Source organism: Vulcanisaeta moutnovskia 768-28, assembly GCF_000190315.1.
Lineage (GTDB): Archaea > Thermoproteota > Thermoprotei > Thermoproteales > Thermocladiaceae > Vulcanisaeta > Vulcanisaeta moutnovskia.
Genome location: NC_015151.1, coordinates 1,154,990 through 1,172,553 on the forward strand (window position 1 = coordinate 1,154,990; position 17,564 = coordinate 1,172,553).

19 protein-coding genes are annotated in these 17,564 nt (G+C 41.9%); 13 read left to right on the plus strand and 6 right to left on the minus strand.

Annotated features, from left to right (window positions below; translation table 11 throughout):
• Nucleotides 1–92 precede the first annotated feature (92 nt).
• Nucleotides 93–1,571: an aldehyde dehydrogenase family protein gene (locus VMUT_RS06105; RefSeq protein WP_013604545.1), complete on the plus strand. Its 1,479-nt coding sequence runs from the start codon at nucleotides 93–95 to the stop codon at nucleotides 1,569–1,571.
• Between the two features lie 19 nt (nucleotides 1,572–1,590).
• Here VMUT_RS06105 and VMUT_RS06110 read toward each other — a convergent pair whose 3' ends face one another.
• The gene (locus VMUT_RS06110; protein WP_013604546.1) at nucleotides 1,591–2,439 is read right to left on the minus strand and encodes a class I SAM-dependent methyltransferase; all 849 of its coding nucleotides are present in this window, start codon (nucleotides 2,437–2,439) and stop codon (nucleotides 1,591–1,593) included.
• 114 nt (nucleotides 2,440–2,553) lie between these two features.
• Complete coding sequence (locus tag VMUT_RS06115) at nucleotides 2,554–3,531, minus strand: metallophosphoesterase family protein (protein ID WP_013604547.1); 978 nt, start codon at nucleotides 3,529–3,531, stop codon at nucleotides 2,554–2,556.
• 109 nt (nucleotides 3,532–3,640) lie between these two features.
• Between VMUT_RS06115 and VMUT_RS06120 the strand changes: the two genes are divergently transcribed.
• From VMUT_RS06120 to VMUT_RS06145, 6 genes are all read left to right on the plus strand, one after another.
• Nucleotides 3,641–4,399, plus strand: a complete 759-nt coding sequence (locus VMUT_RS06120) for a hypothetical protein (protein WP_013604548.1) — start codon at nucleotides 3,641–3,643, stop codon at nucleotides 4,397–4,399.
• A gap of 99 nt (nucleotides 4,400–4,498) precedes the next feature.
• Nucleotides 4,499–5,086, plus strand: a complete 588-nt coding sequence (locus VMUT_RS06125) for a DUF996 domain-containing protein (RefSeq protein WP_013604549.1) — start codon at nucleotides 4,499–4,501, stop codon at nucleotides 5,084–5,086.
• Nucleotides 5,087–5,135: 49 nt separating this feature from the next.
• On the plus strand, nucleotides 5,136–6,545 hold the full coding sequence (locus VMUT_RS06130) for a hypothetical protein (RefSeq protein WP_013604550.1): 1,410 nt from the start codon (nucleotides 5,136–5,138) through the stop codon (nucleotides 6,543–6,545).
• 282 nt (nucleotides 6,546–6,827) lie between these two features.
• On the plus strand, nucleotides 6,828–7,658 hold the full coding sequence (locus VMUT_RS06135; RefSeq protein WP_013604551.1) for a hypothetical protein: 831 nt from the start codon (nucleotides 6,828–6,830) through the stop codon (nucleotides 7,656–7,658).
• Complete coding sequence (locus tag VMUT_RS06140; protein ID WP_013604552.1) at nucleotides 7,658–9,205, plus strand: hypothetical protein; 1,548 nt, start codon at nucleotides 7,658–7,660, stop codon at nucleotides 9,203–9,205. The genes VMUT_RS06135 and VMUT_RS06140 overlap by 1 nt, the downstream gene beginning before the upstream one ends.
• A 95-nt stretch (nucleotides 9,206–9,300) precedes the next feature.
• A complete protein-coding gene (locus VMUT_RS06145; RefSeq protein WP_013604553.1) occupies nucleotides 9,301–10,035 on the plus strand; it encodes a hypothetical protein in 735 nt (244 codons plus the stop codon).
• A 4-nt stretch (nucleotides 10,036–10,039) separates the two neighbouring features.
• Here VMUT_RS06145 and hepT read toward each other — a convergent pair whose 3' ends face one another.
• The 3 genes from hepT to VMUT_RS06160 form a co-directional block, all read right to left on the minus strand.
• Entirely contained in the window at nucleotides 10,040–10,471 is a 432-nt protein-coding gene (gene hepT / locus VMUT_RS06150) for a type VII toxin-antitoxin system HepT family RNase toxin (protein WP_013604554.1), read from the minus strand.
• A complete protein-coding gene (locus VMUT_RS06155) occupies nucleotides 10,455–10,862 on the minus strand; it encodes a nucleotidyltransferase domain-containing protein (RefSeq protein ID WP_158304816.1) in 408 nt (135 codons plus the stop codon). The genes hepT and VMUT_RS06155 overlap by 17 nt, the downstream gene beginning before the upstream one ends.
• A gap of 91 nt (nucleotides 10,863–10,953) precedes the next feature.
• The gene (locus VMUT_RS06160; RefSeq protein WP_048056914.1) at nucleotides 10,954–11,112 is read right to left on the minus strand and encodes a 30S ribosomal protein S30e; all 159 of its coding nucleotides are present in this window, start codon (nucleotides 11,110–11,112) and stop codon (nucleotides 10,954–10,956) included.
• A 114-nt stretch (nucleotides 11,113–11,226) separates the two neighbouring features.
• Between VMUT_RS06160 and VMUT_RS06165 the strand changes: the two genes are divergently transcribed.
• Nucleotides 11,227–12,732: a hypothetical protein gene (locus tag VMUT_RS06165; protein WP_013604557.1), complete on the plus strand. Its 1,506-nt coding sequence runs from the start codon at nucleotides 11,227–11,229 to the stop codon at nucleotides 12,730–12,732.
• A gap of 14 nt (nucleotides 12,733–12,746) precedes the next feature.
• On the opposite strand, the gene VMUT_RS06170 is transcribed toward VMUT_RS06165, so the two are convergent.
• Nucleotides 12,747–13,205: a hypothetical protein gene (locus VMUT_RS06170; protein ID WP_013604558.1), complete on the minus strand. Its 459-nt coding sequence runs from the start codon at nucleotides 13,203–13,205 to the stop codon at nucleotides 12,747–12,749.
• 615 nt (nucleotides 13,206–13,820) lie between these two features.
• On the opposite strand from VMUT_RS06170, the gene VMUT_RS06175 reads away from it, so the two are divergent.
• The 5 genes from VMUT_RS06175 to mcm all read left to right on the plus strand — a co-directional run bounded on the left by VMUT_RS06175 (nucleotide 13,821) and on the right by mcm (nucleotide 17,525).
• Entirely contained in the window at nucleotides 13,821–14,255 is a 435-nt protein-coding gene (locus tag VMUT_RS06175) for a hypothetical protein (RefSeq protein ID WP_013604559.1), read from the plus strand.
• 45 nt (nucleotides 14,256–14,300) lie between these two features.
• Nucleotides 14,301–14,699 carry a hypothetical protein gene (locus VMUT_RS06180; RefSeq protein ID WP_013604560.1) on the plus strand — a complete coding sequence of 133 codons (399 nt, stop codon included), beginning with the start codon at nucleotides 14,301–14,303 and terminating at the stop codon, nucleotides 14,697–14,699.
• Between the two features lie 47 nt (nucleotides 14,700–14,746).
• On the plus strand, nucleotides 14,747–14,893 hold the full coding sequence (locus VMUT_RS12805) for a hypothetical protein (protein ID WP_158304795.1): 147 nt from the start codon (nucleotides 14,747–14,749) through the stop codon (nucleotides 14,891–14,893).
• A gap of 68 nt (nucleotides 14,894–14,961) precedes the next feature.
• Nucleotides 14,962–15,465, plus strand: a complete 504-nt coding sequence (locus VMUT_RS06185; RefSeq protein ID WP_013604561.1) for a DNA replication complex GINS family protein — start codon at nucleotides 14,962–14,964, stop codon at nucleotides 15,463–15,465.
• Nucleotides 15,462–17,525: a minichromosome maintenance protein MCM gene (gene mcm / locus VMUT_RS06190; protein ID WP_013604562.1), complete on the plus strand. Its 2,064-nt coding sequence runs from the start codon at nucleotides 15,462–15,464 to the stop codon at nucleotides 17,523–17,525. Before VMUT_RS06185 ends, mcm begins: the two co-directional genes overlap by 4 nt.
• Nucleotides 17,526–17,564 lie beyond the last annotated feature (39 nt).

The window sequence follows — 17,564 nt, forward strand, 5'->3', positions numbered from 1 at the left end:
GAATATTTTTTATTATATCATAATGATAATCAACAATAATTTCTGAGCTATTAGGTTAATACTTATTAATCTATTATTCTTTGTTTTGATGTATGCCTCTGGAGGTTTCTAGGAGGTCCTGGGGTAAGTTGAGGCAGTTTATTAATGGTAGGTGGGTTGAGGCCCACGCTCTTGGTTATGCACAGCTTTATGACCCAGGTGTTGGTGATGTGATCGGTGAGGTCCCACTTGGTGGTAAGGAGGATGTTGATGAGGCTGTTGAGTCTGCCCATGAGGCATTCAAAAACTGGAGTCAAGTACCAGTACCCGACAGGCTTCAGTACCTCTTTAGGCTTAAGTGGGTTATGGAGGAGTTTAAGGAGGATTTCGCTCGTGTTAATACTCTTAATCATGGTAAGCCAATTAATGATTCTAGGGGTGACTTGAGGAGGAGTATTGAGAATGTCGAGGCGTCAATAGCCGTGTTACTAAGTCTATCCAAGGGTGAGTATCAGCGTGAGATTGCTAAGGACATTGATGAGATAATGATGAGGGAGCCGTTGGGTGTATTCTCAATAATTACTCCATACAACTTCCCAATAATGATACCCTTCTGGTTCATACCGTATGCGGTGGCCCTGGGTAATACCGTGGTTGTTAAGGTTAGTCCCGTAACGCCAATACCCATGACGTACGTGATGGAGAAGATAGCCGAGGTATTCCCACCAGGTGTTGTTAATTTAGTCCACCTGGACAATTCAGTTGTTGATTACCTGGTTAGCCATCCACTTGTTGAGGGTACTGCATTTGTTGGAACATCAACAATAGCACTTAAACTCTATGAAACCTCGGCAAGGACTGGTAAGAGGTACCTGGGTGGTGGTAGTGCGGCGAATTATGCCGTTGTTATGCCAGACGCTAATCTAGATAAGACCGTGGAGACACTAATACATTCTAAGTATGGTAATGCTGGTCAGAGGTGTCTGGCCATTCAGAATATCGTAATCGTCGGCAATGACGACTTTTATAATAAGTTCAAGAATGCCTTTATTGAGAGGGCTAGGAGATTGAGAGTTGGTTATGGACTTGAGGAATCCACTGAGATGGGCCCAATGACCACTGAGCAGTATAGACGTAACGTAATTGCTAAGGTTGATAAGGCGATCAATGATGGCGCTAAGGTAGTCCTCGACGGTAGGAATTATAAAGTACCTGATTACCCAAGAGGCTTTTATCTAGGGCCAACAATACTTGAGGGTGTTACGCCGGACATGGATATTGTTAGGGAGGAGATATTCGGCCCAGTGGCTAATTTAATCAGGGCTAAGAACCTTGATGAGGTTATTGATTGGATCAATAAGGGTAAGTACCACCACTCAGCAGCCATATTTACACAGAGTGGTGCCTGGGCTAGGCAATTCGTTAATAATGTAGTTGTTGGCAATGTTGGGATTAACATAGGTGTTGCAGCACCAGTTGGTTGGTTCCCATTTGGTGGAAGGAAGATCTCGGGTCTCGGAAGCCACCACCAACAAATAGATGTTGTTGATTTCTTTACGGACAGAAAAATAGCAATAACGAGGTGGTTTTAATATTAAAGTGGAAGAATTGCTAGCTTGCCTTTCTGCCTATTATTAAAAATGTCGTAGCCAAGTACTTAAATGGTACATGAGTACCTAGCGTGCGGTCAAAAACGTAGAACAACGAAGCAAGTCTCTTTATCTTGTTGGTACTCCATTGATGAAGTCTTGATGGTATTACATTAGACAGTACATGAATACCCCTAATATCAACCACCTTAAACCCATTATTACCCAGGATATCTGTTAACTCCTTAAGTGTAAAGAACCTAAATGGTACAACCTCATTGTTATGACCATACCAATAACCAACATGTCCCTTACCATCAAATAAACCCTTAAGGAATGCCCTCATTGATATACCACCAAGTAATGCCTCATAAGCCATATCAACACATACCAGGTTATCGGCATCAAATATTAAGTAACCATCATAATCCAAGACCCTAGCCACCTCCTTAAATGCATTCTCAGAATTAACAATATGATTAAAGACACTACCGTATGCAACAACGGCATCGAACGACCGATCCTTAAACGGCAATTTAATAGCATCCCCCTGTGTTGGATCACTGCATCTCCTAGACTTAATGCACTTTGTGAGTGAAGCCCGTGATATGTCAAGGCTAACTACGTGATAACCACGTCTCTTAAGCAGCATTGTCCAGATGCCCGTTCCACTGCCAAGATCAAGGACCTTACTCTGTATTTTAACACCGTCAAAATAGTACTTAAATATTCCATAAAGTTCGCCATATAAGTGCCTGTAATATTGTGAGAGTTTTATGTAAACTTTTTCGTATCTCGGTGCTAATTCATCATATATTGCGCTTACATACGTTTCGTAATTATCTATAGATGATTGATCGTCACCCTCCACTCCCAACCTCCCAGTTTCTCGGGAAGAAGTGAGTTAATAAATGCTTCTGTTATGAAAGAATTAATATATAGCTTGAAATCATCATTTTTAAGTAAAGTATTATTTAGACATAGTTTAGCCTCTCATGAATATCTTATCCTTCAATTTACCATCCTCAAAGATAAGGTAAGCAAGCTTAAGTGCGCCAACCATGTATTCACTACCAGCATTGATAACAGGGATCCTCTTACCCTGTCTACATTGTACGTAATCTATACCTGGTGATTCATGAATATGACCATGAAGACCAGCAGCTGGGCAGAAGTTCTCGAGGATCTCCTTAACCGCTATACTACCTGCATGGTCCATAACTACGTCACCACCTGCAGTTACAGGCCTTAGGTCAGGTGTTAACTTTGGTGCTAGGTCTATATTCGTTCCATATGGAGGTACGTGTATTGCAGCCAACAACCTAGTCATCTTGCTTGGATCAACCTGGCTAAACAATCCCGTTAATTTCTCCTTAAGTGCCTCCTCAGGTAATTCTCTCTCAGTGTGCCAGGGTGTTGGGTTTGAATAACCAAAGCCAAGTATTAGATACTTATTTACCTCGATTATTCTTTCGTCGCCGTAAATTAACACGTCATTATCCAATTTCTTAATAGCTTCAACAAATTCATGTGGATCATCATTCCCTGGGAAATAGAACAACCTAACATTAGACTGCCTATACCTATCCTCTATTTTCTTCATCCAGTCGGTGAAACTTTCTGTCATTAATTGCACCAAAACCTCCTTAGCCCTATTTGGATTCTTCACCAACTCGTCATACTCATCCTCGCCAACAATGTATGGATAATAACCACTATTTTTCGCATCTCTTAGTATTTCATTTAATTTATTTTCACCAAATTTCTTAACCTCGCCAAACACATTGGCCGTATAATCACCTGCCTTCAACTTAATAATTGGCATCAATGCCTTGCCTGTTAGGTCACCATTGAGAATTACGATATCAGCCTTAAACATCTTAGGTATATTAGCAAGCTTTGCATATGCTATCTCTGAACCATGTAAATCAGATACTAATACAACCCTAATCCTATCTCCCATTGACTCAATTCTCTCATTAATGCTTTAAAAAGTTTTTCCTTGAATTCACATAAAACAAATATTAATTGTGAGTAAAGCTTATAAAACAAATATTTATAGCATTATTTAGATGGTTCAGGATATTGTAGAGGAGAAGCTACAGAGAGGCCTTTCGATGATTGAATCCTGTAGTAACTACAATGCGACGTGCAGATTACTTGGTGGCATTGCCATTGCTTATTTAGTTCGTGATATCTATCCTGAAGTTCCAGCACTAAGGCGCGAACCAAAGGATGTTGATTTGGCAGCCCATAAGAAGGATTCCCAGAAGATAACTAAGGCTCTCGAAAGTATCGGAATACAATCCGATAGGCAATTTAATGCACTTCATGGTTGGGAGAGATTGAAGTTTAGGGACCCGAAACTCAATATGGTGATTGACGTATTCCTCGACGTCTTTAGGGAGAGCCACGTTATCGAACTCAAGAACAGGCTTGAGAAGTTCAGCCCAACAATACCACCGAGCGACCTACTAATGACCAAGTTCCAGATTTGGGAGATAAATGAGAAGGACCTTAAGGACATAGTAGCCATGCTCTACAAATTTGACCTAGGTGATAAAGATACAAACAATACCATAGATCTAAATAGAATAATTGAATTAACATCAGACGACTGGGGATTATACAAGACAACCATCGTTAACCTAGACAGAACAATAAACTATATGAATAGTACAGACCTGCCGGGCAAGGCCAAGGACAGGGTAATGAGCAATATAGATAAGTTAAGGCAATCAATAGAGAAGGCTCCCAAATCAATGAAGTGGAAGATGAGGGCCACCATTGGCGAGAAGGTTAAGTGGTACGAGACACCCGAGGAAGCTTAAAATTACGCTTTCCATTAAATTAAACTAGAAAGAATGAAGGATTTTCATTCGAAATAGAAAAATAAGACATATAAAAACACGTTAGTATATTAGAATTACATGGACTTCGACACGGCAAAGACATTAGCCGGCATAGGGGCTATACTGGCGAGTTTTGGTATGTTTACACATGGTATATTGACCATAGTAGGTATTGTACTATTCCTCATAGGCATGATCAACCTAGCCGAATACCTCAATGACAATGAACTCAAGTCAAATATTATTCACTGGTTCATATTCGCACTAATAGCAGCTATCGTAATTGCGATTGGAGCATTCATATTCGTACTAAATGCAGGACTATTACTTAGCCACCTCTTAACACCAGCACCACCAAACATCCCATACCCACAATCAACACAATCATTACTACCAACACTATTACCCATAATAACAACAGCAGCAATAATTATAGCATTGGCAGGCGCATTCTACGTAATATCGGCAATATACCTACGCAAAGCAATGAACAACATGTACACCCACACAGGCGAAAACCTTCTAACGACTGGCGGTCTACTCTACCTAATAGGTGCAATACTAACATTCATAGTGGTAGGCTTAGTAATAATTCTAGTGGCGTGGATCATAATAGGCATCGCAATACTCACAGCAAAACCAATAGGCAAAACGCAAAATATTTGATAAGGACCCTTAATAGGCAAACATTTAAGGAATGCACTAAGGGACTATTATGATGATTATTTCGAGTAATAGGTTCTTACTTATTGTTACCATAGCATTAATAATTCTTGACGCTTACATAATGTACGTCCATACCCTAGGGAGCCCATTACCATACATAAAGGTGTTGGGAGACTTGGGCCCATATATCGTAGTTAACATCCATAACAATGACTTATTACTATATAGTGGAATACAAAAAACATTATATACTACCGAACACATATACGTTCCTGAGTACATTATTAGTATTAAAAATTATGACATATTGAATAATAGGCAATTATGGGTTACGAACATAACAGCCAACACAATAACAATACTAATGCCTCAATTCGACATTATTAATAACACATTATTTATGCTAAGTTACGGTGAGTATTCAACCCACCCATTTACTGAAATGATTATCAATGTAACGGTGATAAACATACTGACGGAAGACGTAATAAGCTCCACGGCAATAGCAAGCACTTATTACCCCTTCACAACCGGTATAATTGATAATTCCATATACCTATTCACATTTCCTCTCACAGGAAAAGGTATAATGAACCTCACATACTATAGGCTCATGGATCGACCTCCCTACGTAATCATGCTCTGGAACCGAACATTTACTGACGTCTGTGGTCCATATAGCACATCAGGGCCTATAGACGTATACGTTTCCAATAATTACCTGCTCATAACCGTACCATGCAATACATCATTACGCATATACCTACTCAATAAAACAAGTGGTGAACCAATAATGAGCACACTCATAACAATCAACAAAAGCATAGTTCATGTCTTCGGTCTTCTCAATAACACGATCATTTATCAATGTGGGTCACAAATATGTGGGCTAAGCATAATTAACAATAGAACCTGGGCAATACCGATAAATGGTGATTTAATATCGGTAGGCATTTACGATAATAAGGCCCTAGTCCTAATGTTTTTGAATAATACGATATGGCTAAATACCATTAATCAAGACGGGTCATTAATACTACATAAGGGCATATGGAGAGGCCTAGGTGCACTTAACTCATATTGTTACATAGATGTCTATCAATATTCAGCAGCTATGTTTCAATTAACGAGGAACACGTTCCTAATAACGGTAGGCCCCTTCGCCTTCAGTCCCTACAATTTAAATTATCATTGTTTGCCTGTACTGTACGTGGTCATGAATATTAGCAATGGCGAACAGATGATGAAGTTAACCAGGCTCGATCGGTCGGGAAGTATATACAGTATCATCCCATCCCTATACATAGACTATGTGGGTGGTCATAGCATCATTTTTTCGTTATGCAGCGGTAATCGCTGCATTAGGTACTTAACAACGCCTAACGCATTGATTAATGATTGGTGGTATTACGTAATTTTCGACTCGCAGTACTCAATAATCACAATAACAATAGCATGAATGACGCTTATAGCGATTACAGTAATAAGGCAATACTTAATGAAAAACAAACCCAAAGATTGATGATAAAAGCACACATTGATCAGTGCGTTGATTATACTTAATGTTGTCTAATTAGCATATACGCTGTATAAATTTACAGTTTGAGAATAGAATAAGTACAATACTTCTTAACTCTTCCAACGAGCCCATTGGTATTGGTTGTTCTTAATGTTAAAGGTTAATTGAATTGAATAGTAAAAGTAAATAACACTGTATGTAGGAATTATTTACCAGAGGTTTATGTCTAGCCGTAGCATTGGCTATGGCATCTGCCCAAAGTGCGGTAATCGCGGTGTGCTCATTATTAAGGAGTTGAGTGGCGGGTACTACGCTTATTATAGGCATGGTAAGGTTTGGCACTACATTGGTCCGTTATCCATGTTCCATGACCAATTAATTAATAGTCTCGATAATGAGTATAGGGAATCTCTTAGGAAATTGGCTATGCGGATTAGCGCTACCCGCGGAACCACGGTTAATAAACAAATAATTAATGCATTAGTTGATGGTTTAACCCACGTACGTAGAGGCATACTTTGGCTTATGATATTAAGTGCGTTGTTTTACGTAATAGCACTCACGATAGTTATTTCAAGGATCACCCCAATCGCCAGGGCTGTGGGGGTGGTTAATGCTGTAATAAGTCTTGTTTTGACATACGTTTTCTTGCTCGGTGGATTTAACGTATTGAGCAGCATAGATTACGCAAGGTATGGTATGGGATTGAGCGGTACTTACTTAAGGTTTGTTGGCATATCCCTAGTAATGGCGGTGGATGCTATGTATGGCTTATCAATTATGACGTCGACCATGGTAGTGCCGTTAACGGTAATAGCTGGGGTAATAATCATAGTGTCATGGGCTCTGATATACACGGCAATCCTCAGATCAGTCAAGTACATAGACCTGGATAGAGCGATTAGAATAGGGATGGTACTAGCCTTAATGGGTTACTCCCTCGATTTGGTCCCAGGGCTCAATGCAATTGGTCCACTCCTACAGATAATTGGTGAGGCACTCATAGTAATGGACCTAGGTATCGCCATAGCTAGGTTAAAACGTGAAAGCTAATGAAGTACGTCTATTGTGGTAGGGCATTACCAATAAATAACGATGCTGGGTTAAGAACGTGTATGGTAGAAGGTAAAACCCCAGGTACCTGGTTCAAATACCTGGTGATTACGGCATCCTTACTAACCATAGTACTACTGTATATATATTTGTACTATAGTGTACTAGCACCAACTCCGCATGGTAATGCTAATACTGTTTATTTGGGTCATGACTTATCGATAAACTATACAGAGTCAATAAATTACTTTAGGGATATTGGTGGTTTAGTTATCATAGTTGGACCACAGAAATTGTACAATGAGATTTACCAAAGAGCCCTAGGTCTCGGCATTACTAATGTATATTACGCAGGGCTAAACCTCAGCGAGGCATTAGCGTTATTAATGTATAGGCCAAGCTCAATATTAATCATTGACCTGCCCTACATTAAAATGAGCCCAGCCGAGTTGAGTAAAATGGTCGTGCCATATGTGAGGTACGGCATCATAGCGTTCTACAACGCATCGCCAGTAATACTCCAGGACTATGCCCTAAACGTCCTATTAAGGGCTGAGGTTATTAATAACGTGGTTAATGGGCACTACATAGCCTTCATACCTTACCTAGCCGGAGGTCCCCCATTCAGTGTCGAGGCAATTACTGATTATGGGAATGGGCTTGACATGTCCATAGGCTATAAATTGAGTTTGAGGGGTTTAATGTTCGTACTGTATGAACAAACGCATGATACGTATTATGATCCATGTACTGTAACCTCAACAGGCCAGTTAAACCTACCTGGCGGTAGTTATTATGAAAGCCCAACATTTAATGATTATGGCAGTCCGTACAGTGATTCGTACATTTCTGATTGGTATTACGACTTCTGCATCTATTATCCATCCAATTGGGAGTATACGGCAACAGTCCCTGACTACATTAATTTATTCCCATATGAGTGGGTTGACGTACAACCCCAGAGCTCATATAGCTTAGCCTACTACGAATGGACACCGCCTAGATCCGCCATAACCACATACAGCATGGGTATTGCGATTGACTACTCATCGTCATGGTATTGGTATAGTAACGGTGGACGTTATGGAAATGGCCTTGCACCAATTTCAGGTCCACAGGTCTTTTCATCGCCAAGCTCCATATCCTCAACTACGAGCTCTGACCCGGCCAATGTAGTGCATAGTGACTTACCCGTGGTTAGTAACGTGTACTCAAACGATACCTGGTCACTAATGCTCAGCAGTGCCGCATTTGGTGGTGCGGTGCAGTTCAGCGCTGGTGATAATGGTGTACTTCACCTACCCTCAACACAGACGGAACCCTACTACACGGGTTACCTGCCGGTCGACGGCAACTTCACGATAGAGTCCCAGGAATTCCCATCTGATGGAACGCAATGCATGTATTACTATTACTACGCAATACAACTTAGGTGGTACGTGATCTACGGGACATCGCCGACAACCCTAAGCTTCAATAACGAAAGCTACGTAATATGGTCACCGGCACTCAGCGGCACAGCATGCTTCCCAGTATACCCACATTGAATAGTGTCCTCTTAGCACCAACATAGCCATCCATGATTTAAAAACCAAATTTTGGTTGGTTAGGGATAAAAAGTGAGTTATGAATAAATCATAATATGAAGCCTTCATACGCATTACTGATTATAGTGCTGGTTCTCTCATCCTTGGTAACTACATACTATGCATATCAATACCTAACAAAACCAATATATTGTCTATGCCCCACGGTATTGCTTAATGAGGTCTATAATACTTACGTTTATTACAACAACAAATTGATTTATCACGAGTGGTATTTCGAGGCCTGGCCAACACCCTGTTGCGATAATTTCCCAGGGTTAAAGCCGCCAATAACCTTCAACGGCATAGTTAACGAAACAACATGCATACAGATAACGGGAATAACCCCACCGCCTGGTATCGTCAATTACACATGCATGATAGCCCGCAGCGGTAATGCCATGATCATAATACCAACGAGGATAGTAGCCCAGGAGGATAGGGCATGCAGTATTGAGAGGTTGCTGCAGAGGTTTCTCACGTATGACAAAATGGGCCTAGGCACACTTTATGGAAGTACGCAAACCCTAATAACGGGTATACCAGTCATTAAAGAGTTCATAGGCGATAATCGGGTCTTCCTAATCGGCCAGGAGTTCATAACGAACACGACAAAGGTTGGTCGCTACTTAATCGTTTATGTTCCAGGGATCGAATTAGACATAAGCATTGAGTCGATAGGCGTAAGGACAGGTATGGTGCAGGAAATGGGGACAATAACCGTGCAGTACTACTACTCAACAAACATCAATGAGACCAACACCATAATCATAGAGATAACACCGAAATAATAACCTACGCATCAATACCATTACTAACGGCATACTCATAAAGCCTTACCGCGATTTTCAGCAAGTCCCTATAGAGTGCCTTGGCTAGGATATCACGGAGGACATCTATTGAAATCTGCGAGTAGTTATGCATGAGTACGTTCCTAAATCCAATCATCCTCCCAAAGATCACCGAGTCGTTAACACTTATTATACCGACTTGGTTCAGGTAAATGGGCACCTCCGAGTACGTGGACGGCGCCTTGAGCCTCTTCTCAACCATTATGTGCAAACCCATGTCGATGATGGCTTGAATAACCACCTGGAGCATGTGCAACACGGCATTCAGCAATACATAATCACTAACTAATTCGCTAATGCCATACCTAGAAACTAGCAGGTCGACTTCATCAACATTCCTCTTAACAATAGCTAATAAATCACTTAAACAACCCACATAACTCACCAACCCTCCTCCTAATCAACTCACTAAACCCATTAACCCTCAAAAACACTTGATAATCACCATAAAGGCTGACCGCCCTAACAACCTCTCTAATGAACACCCCACGGTCACCAATGTAGATCGGCACACCCTCCGTTAAAGCCCTGAACCTAACCTCAAAGGGTAGCAGTGGGTCATTAAGCACGGCAACGTCAATCCTATCCTCAGGAAAGCCCAGCGACAGTGCAAGGTCGCCAATGAGCATGGGCAGCGCATCAATAATGTTAACACTATCCCTAAACATAACCGCAACATCCACATCACCAAGAGGACTGAATAAGCCATAAACCAGCGAGCCGTAGAGAACGGCAAAGTGAATAAATTCCTTAATAATAATTATTATTAGTAATTACATCCCTAACAACGCTAACAGTCACAAAACACCACCAAAAGAAAACACAAAAACAACAAAACCAAACAATTTTTAAACAAAACTACGAAACCTGCTGACCCTGACCAAGCCTATAAAGCAAACGCCTATAATTACGACTATTCCTCCTCCTAGGCACAAGATTCCTCCTAGGCTTAGCAGGAACCTTAGGCGTCTGACTCCTCACCTTACCTGCTTTCGTCAAACTGCCGTGGGAAGGCACGTTCTATCCCGCGCTTTTATGCAAGTACTACTATTTAAGTCTTACTTACCTTTCTGCTGCAGTACTGAAAGTAATTTATAAACCAAGAGGATAAATTAACCATATGGATGCAAAATGCTCCTAAGAAATTCACCCAGTAACAACAATGCAAAAATTAAGGTCGAAGAGCTCGTCAATACATTGATAAATGTCAAAAATGAAATACTAAATAATTGGGATAAAATCAAGAATGACGACAACGTTAATACTAGGGATTCTGCCCTGGGTTCTAAAATGCATTACCTAAGTGGATTCTCACTACACCCATTCGTCACATTAGACGTTAAAGTTGACAATGCAGAATCAATACTTGCCGGTCTCTTCATTAGTGATGCATCTCCAGTAAAATATAACAACGGTACGCGGGTAGTTACGCTGAACTCGCCAGACCCTCACCTGGCGGTCACTTTATTGATCTCATTAATTAGTTACCTTAATGTAGATGGGGTTAAGGACTACATATACGTAACCGTTAGTGAGGGTAAGGCCGGGTTGAACGTATTATTTAAGCACGTAATACCAATAATGGGAAGATCAAGAGATAAAATCGAGAAGTTCATCGTGAGTAAGGAGAAGGCAAAGGCATTACTTAGTAGTCCTAAGGTTCCCGATTATTTAGTTCCCTGGCTTAAGGATGCTTTGAATAATTGGGATAATGTTAGGTTTAGGAAGGGTGTTAGGTTCGTCTATTATGCGGTTAATGGCCTTATTGTTAGGGAGTCCTTATTTGGTTGGTTTGTTGGTGATGGTGTTTTGGGCCACGTTAGTCGTGGCTCTTTTGATATCGGCTTCTCCTTTGTCGTTGATGGGCCTGTGAGGAGGTTTATGGATGAGTTTTTGTGTGGCCTTTATGGTTGTTCTGGTGGGTTCTTTGGTGGTTCATCGGGTAGGGGTAGTGAGCATTATGTGGTTTGTCCCGTGAAGGCCTCTGTGATTAATGACATTGTTAATTTAGCCAGCAAATGGCCTGGTTATGGGCTTACCGATAGGGTTGTAAAGTTATTGGAGGCTGTTAGATACTCAACGCCCTGCCTAACCTACGCCAAGTACCCCGTGGTCAATGTGCTTGGTCATGACTTAGTGCTTAGAAAGCATAACATGGGACGTGGCTGGTACTTAGCGAAATCCACGAGTGATGAGGGTTTAGCAAGGGCCATAGTCAATGACCTTAAGGCTGCCGGGTTCAACGTCAGCATCAATAACCGTGATGGAAGGTTCGAAATATACGTGCCGATTGAGGACACTAAGCGTGTCCTGAGGATGCTTGGTGTTTATGAGAGGTTCTATGGCGAGCCCAGGAGATTGCCGAGTATTGATGACTTGGTTGATGTGCTTAGTAGATTTAGTGTAAGGAGGTGGCATGTGCACGTGGCCAGGGCCCGTAATGGGAGGGGCTATGAGTATACGGAGAGTTGCCTACTGATTTCGCTGGGTGATTCTGGAGCCGCCGTTAGGCTTAGGGATGAGCTTGCCGGGCTTGGTGTCAGGGTTCGTAAGGTGGTTTGGGGTACGGTGATTATATGCAATGCTGAGGATAGGGAGTTGCTGATTAATGCCTTGAGTATTGTGAAGCCGCAGTAGTTGTTCACTTCCGTCTATGGTTTTTCCATCGATTCCACGTCTATGATTATTAGCTTGTTCAATCTTTGGTTTAGGTAGTTCATGAGCCTAATACCCGCGTCTTTACTCAGTGGCGCCTTGATTGTGACCTCACGGCCATTTATAGCGAGTTCGTGGGGAACCCTATACACGTTCATTAACATGTATTGGATGAGCAATAGGTCTATGAGGAACTCCCTATCACCGTAGAGCAAATGCATCAGTAGCCAAATCCTGAACCTAAGGCCTAACTCCTCAATGGCTGCACCAACGCCTACCCAACCACCGAGGATCCAGCCAATACCGGCTATACCAAACAAGAGCGGGATTAAAATGACTACTATGAATATGGCACCATTACTAGTTGAGAGGAATAATGGATAGAGAATTAGTGTGGTGATTATACCTGTGATAATTATTATGAATTCAATTATTAAATTAAATAAGCGCGTCATTTTAAATAAAAATGGGATTTATTATTTTAAGTTATTAAGTTATTGGGTAAATTACATAGCCCAACAAGGCAGAAGGTCCCTGCAGCCACAAAGGAGATTTATGGACACCCTATATAAGGGAGACATAATCATTAACATGCCTAGAGCCATTATAAGGAAAATTATTACCATCCCTAATATAATAATTTGCTTTTTCATCATAGTATTTATTTTTAACTAATATATTACGTGGGAGTCATTTTAAGTAAAATTGATGTCATTAGAGATACTAATTCTATTTCTAAAAACAATGCCTAACTTCATAAACTTTAAAGTAGGTATTTCAAAATCAACGATGAAATGATTGTGGCATCCTAGGCTGATTTGTGATGAGGCAGGGTTAGATGAACATTAATATGTTCAAGGATTTGTTAGGGATTGGTCACTGCCGGCCCGGTTCACATCACCCACTCAGTGGGGACGGGAAAGGCTCATCCAAATACTAATCATCGATATCCACTTATTAACCTTCTCCTGGATCTCTACGGGTATTTTATCTAAACAGCCTAGTAAAAAAGTCCTCAAGCTTTGGTAAAAGTATATGAAGTTCTTCGGGATAGTAAGCGGCTTCCTTACGTGCCTGTTATTGTTGAGGGTGGTAAGGATGGGCTTGATTGTAATGTTAGAGCCCTCGTTAGTAAGTTGCGTAGTGTTTGGGGATCTTATGTCAGGGTGTTGGTTCTGCGTAGTTCTGGTTCTGATGATACAACTAAGGAATTTAGTAAATTGAAGTCTTTAATCGAAGGGATTATTAATGATAAGACTAAATTTCCTTTATATAAACCCACTATGCGTTGGAGAGGTATTGGTCCCCTTACGATTTATAGCTGTACCCTGGTTTATAAAGATGGAGATGCGTGTTTTCAATTTGTTTGCATCGTCCCATCTCTAGAGAGGTTTCTTTCTGGGTATGGATATACTAATAATAAGTCATCTCTTAATCAAGCCATCAATAATGCTCTCAATGATCTCGAGGAGAGAGGTGTAGTAAATTACTATTGTAGGATCTAGATGTGATACATCACCTTTAAATGGTTATTTGTTTTCCTTGATTTAATGAGTGGCAGGGTTTTGGCTCATGGTGTTAAGGCCGTGTTTCCTGCTAATTTCGAGACCGTTATCGATGTTGTTAGGAGTTACGATTCTGCGTCAAGTATTTATTTCACGGTTTTGAACACGAGGCCTAGGGTTGCGGTCGCCTTTGGTCAGAAGTTCTTCTTTAGAATTAATCATTATCTCTCCTGTATGGTCTTGGTTATTGAGCGTGGTTCTGAGACTGAGGTTAGGATTGTTACGCATTCTGGTCTTCCTCTCTCTGCCTTTTCTGATTATGGTGCCAGTGCTGATTATGCCCTGGACGTACTTAACCACTTGAGTAAGTCTCTTGGTGCTAGTCCTAAGGATGTTGTTGAGATTGATTACATGGATGTTACTAAGTCCCAGCGATTGGGTTAGGTTGTATGTTATGCAAGGGCTTAATTTTAGTGATTTAATGTGTTGTCATGGATATGATTAGGGATGGTGATAAGGTTGTCTCTGCTGGGAAGGGTAGGACTACGATTAGGTTGGGTATGCCCATTAGTGTTGAGGAGGTTGAGAGGGTTATTGAGGAGGTTATGGATGAGTGTTGCCGTGATTTTGCGCCTTAGGATTTCATCAATATTACTTATCCTTTTCCTGTAGTGCCTTTTTAATTGGTTTGTGGTAATTACTATTGATGGGGTTTTCGTACTTAATGCCTAGTGTTAGGGCTGTCTTGACGCGGGATGTGGATGGTGTTGACCTTGGACTAATCAGCATAGCCCCTGCTAAGTCCGGTTCAGTCATTAACGCGCCACCCAATGTGCTTGAAGTCCTAATTAAGCGTGGCGTTGCTTCGTTGCTTGATGAGGATAGGATTGGTAGTGAGGAGATTCTTAAGAGGGTTTGGCTTGAGAATAGGGCTCCGAGTGAGTTGAGGGAGTTACCTAGGGACTTCTATGTTAGGGCTAGGTTAAGTATGGTTAGTGGTGACCAGAAGAGCGTTAGGGTTTATGCACAGCAGTTAAGGGAGCTCGCCCAGTTGAGACTTAGGAAGATACTCACATTATTGGCCGTTAACCCCGGCATTGCTGATTCAAGGGACTTCCTGGATAAGTTGACTATTGAGGAAGAGGAGGTTGTAAAATCCATTGCGCCAATAATTAAGGACTTCCTGAATGCAGTGGTGGGTTTACAATGACAACTCAAGAGACCACTGAAGTTAGTCTGGATGACTTAATTCAGGGGCTTAGAGGCTTCATTGAGTCTAGTGATAGGTATGTTGATGAGATTAATAACATGATTATACAGAGAAAGAGGTCCCTAGTCGTTGACTTTCATGACTTATTAATCAGTAGTAAGGATTTAGCGGATATGCTTCTCGAGAGACCTCAATTAATTATCCAGGCTGGTTCTGAGGCTGTTAGGCAGGCGATAACTGAGAGGGATCCTGAGCTGGCTAAGTCCGTTAGGAATTTCTACATGAGGTTTAGGAGACTCCCTGAGTCACTGCCCATTAGGAGGTTGAGGAGTGAGGTCTTGAGTAAGTTTATAATGGTTGAGGGCATAATAACTAGGCAGACACCGCCTAGGCACTATCTCAGGAAGTCCGTGTTTAGGTGTTCACAGTGTGGTTATGAGATTGAGATCCCACAACCAACCTCAGGCTTTGTTCAACCGCCGAAGCGTTGCCCCAAGTGTGGTGCATTTAATAGTATGGTATTTGTTGAGGAAAGGAGTGAATTCATTGATTGGCAGAAGGTGATTGTTCAAGAGAAGCCCGAGGAATTGCCGCCGGGTCAGTTGCCGAGGAGTATTGAGGCAATATTGCTTGACGACCTAGTAGACACAGTAAAGCCTGGTGATAGGGTTTACCTAGTGGGTATCATGAATCTCGACCTAGCTGACCTGAGGAAGGGTAAGCCACCCGTTGTCTCAAGTTTCATGGAGGTTAATTACGTGGAGAGTCAGCAGAGGGAGTTGGTGGAGATTGAGATCACGCCTGAGGATGAGAAGAAGATACTGGAGCTTTCAAAAATGCCCGATGTTAGGGAGAGGATAATCAGGTCAATAGCGCCTTCAATATACGGCATGGAGGACATTAAGGAGGCAATAGCATGCCTACTCTTTAGTGGTGTACCTAAGATTTACCCGGACGGTATTAGGGTTAGGGGTGACATACACATACTGCTTGTTGGTGATCCAGGTATGGCTAAGACGCAATTACTTAGGTTCGTCACTAAGATAGCGCCCAGGGCGGTATACACAACTGGTAAGGGTAGTTCGGCGGCGGGTTTGACGGCAGCTGTCGTACGTGAAAAAGACACAGGCGAGTTTTACCTAGAGGCTGGCGCATTGGTTCTTGCGGACACGGGTGTGGCTGTTATTGATGAGATTGATAAGATGGATGCGAAGGATAGGGTTGCCATTCATGAAGCTCTTGAACAACAAACAGTCTCTATAGCCAAGGCAGGTATTGTAGCCACACTAAATGCCAGGTGCAGCGTCTTAGCCGCAGCTAATCCAGCCTTCGGTAGGTATTTACCCAATAGGACTGTGGCTGAGAATGTGGATTTGCCGGTCACTTTGTTGTCAAGGTTCGACTTAATATTCATCATTAGGGATGAACCAAATCTCGATAGGGATAAGGCAATTGCTGAGCATATAACCACACTACATGCGGGTGAGGTTCCTGAGGGCTTTACTGATATAATACCACCCGATCTACTTAGGAAGTACATAGCCTATGCCCGTAAGCACGTTAAGCCAGTACTAACGCATGAGGCTAGGGACCGAGTCGTACAATTCTACGTACAGATGAGGGCTAAGTCCAGGGAACCAGACTCACCAATAGCGATAACCGCTAGGCAACTAGAGGCCTTGATTAGGTTGGCCGAGGCCGAGGCCAAAATGAGGCTTAGCCCTGTGGTTGAGGTTGAGGATGCGGATAGAGCAATTAGACTCTTCATGAAGTACCTGAGCAGTGTTGGTATTGATGTTGAGTCTGGGAAGATTGACATTGATATTATAATGACAGGCAAGCCCAAGTCAACCCAGGAGAGGATGGCATTAATAATGAACCTACTGGCCCAGCTTGAGGATTCCAGCGGTGGTAAGCCCGTGAGAATTGAGGACCTGTACAGGGAGGCTGAGTCAGCTGGGCTCGATAGGCAGGCAGTGGATAAGGCAATAAACATGCTGCTTAAGTCTGGCGACATATACATGCCGAAGCCAGGTTATGTGAAGAGAGTCCTTGTCTGACCTCCTCACAATCTATGGCTAGCTTCAGTTGCCTTAATG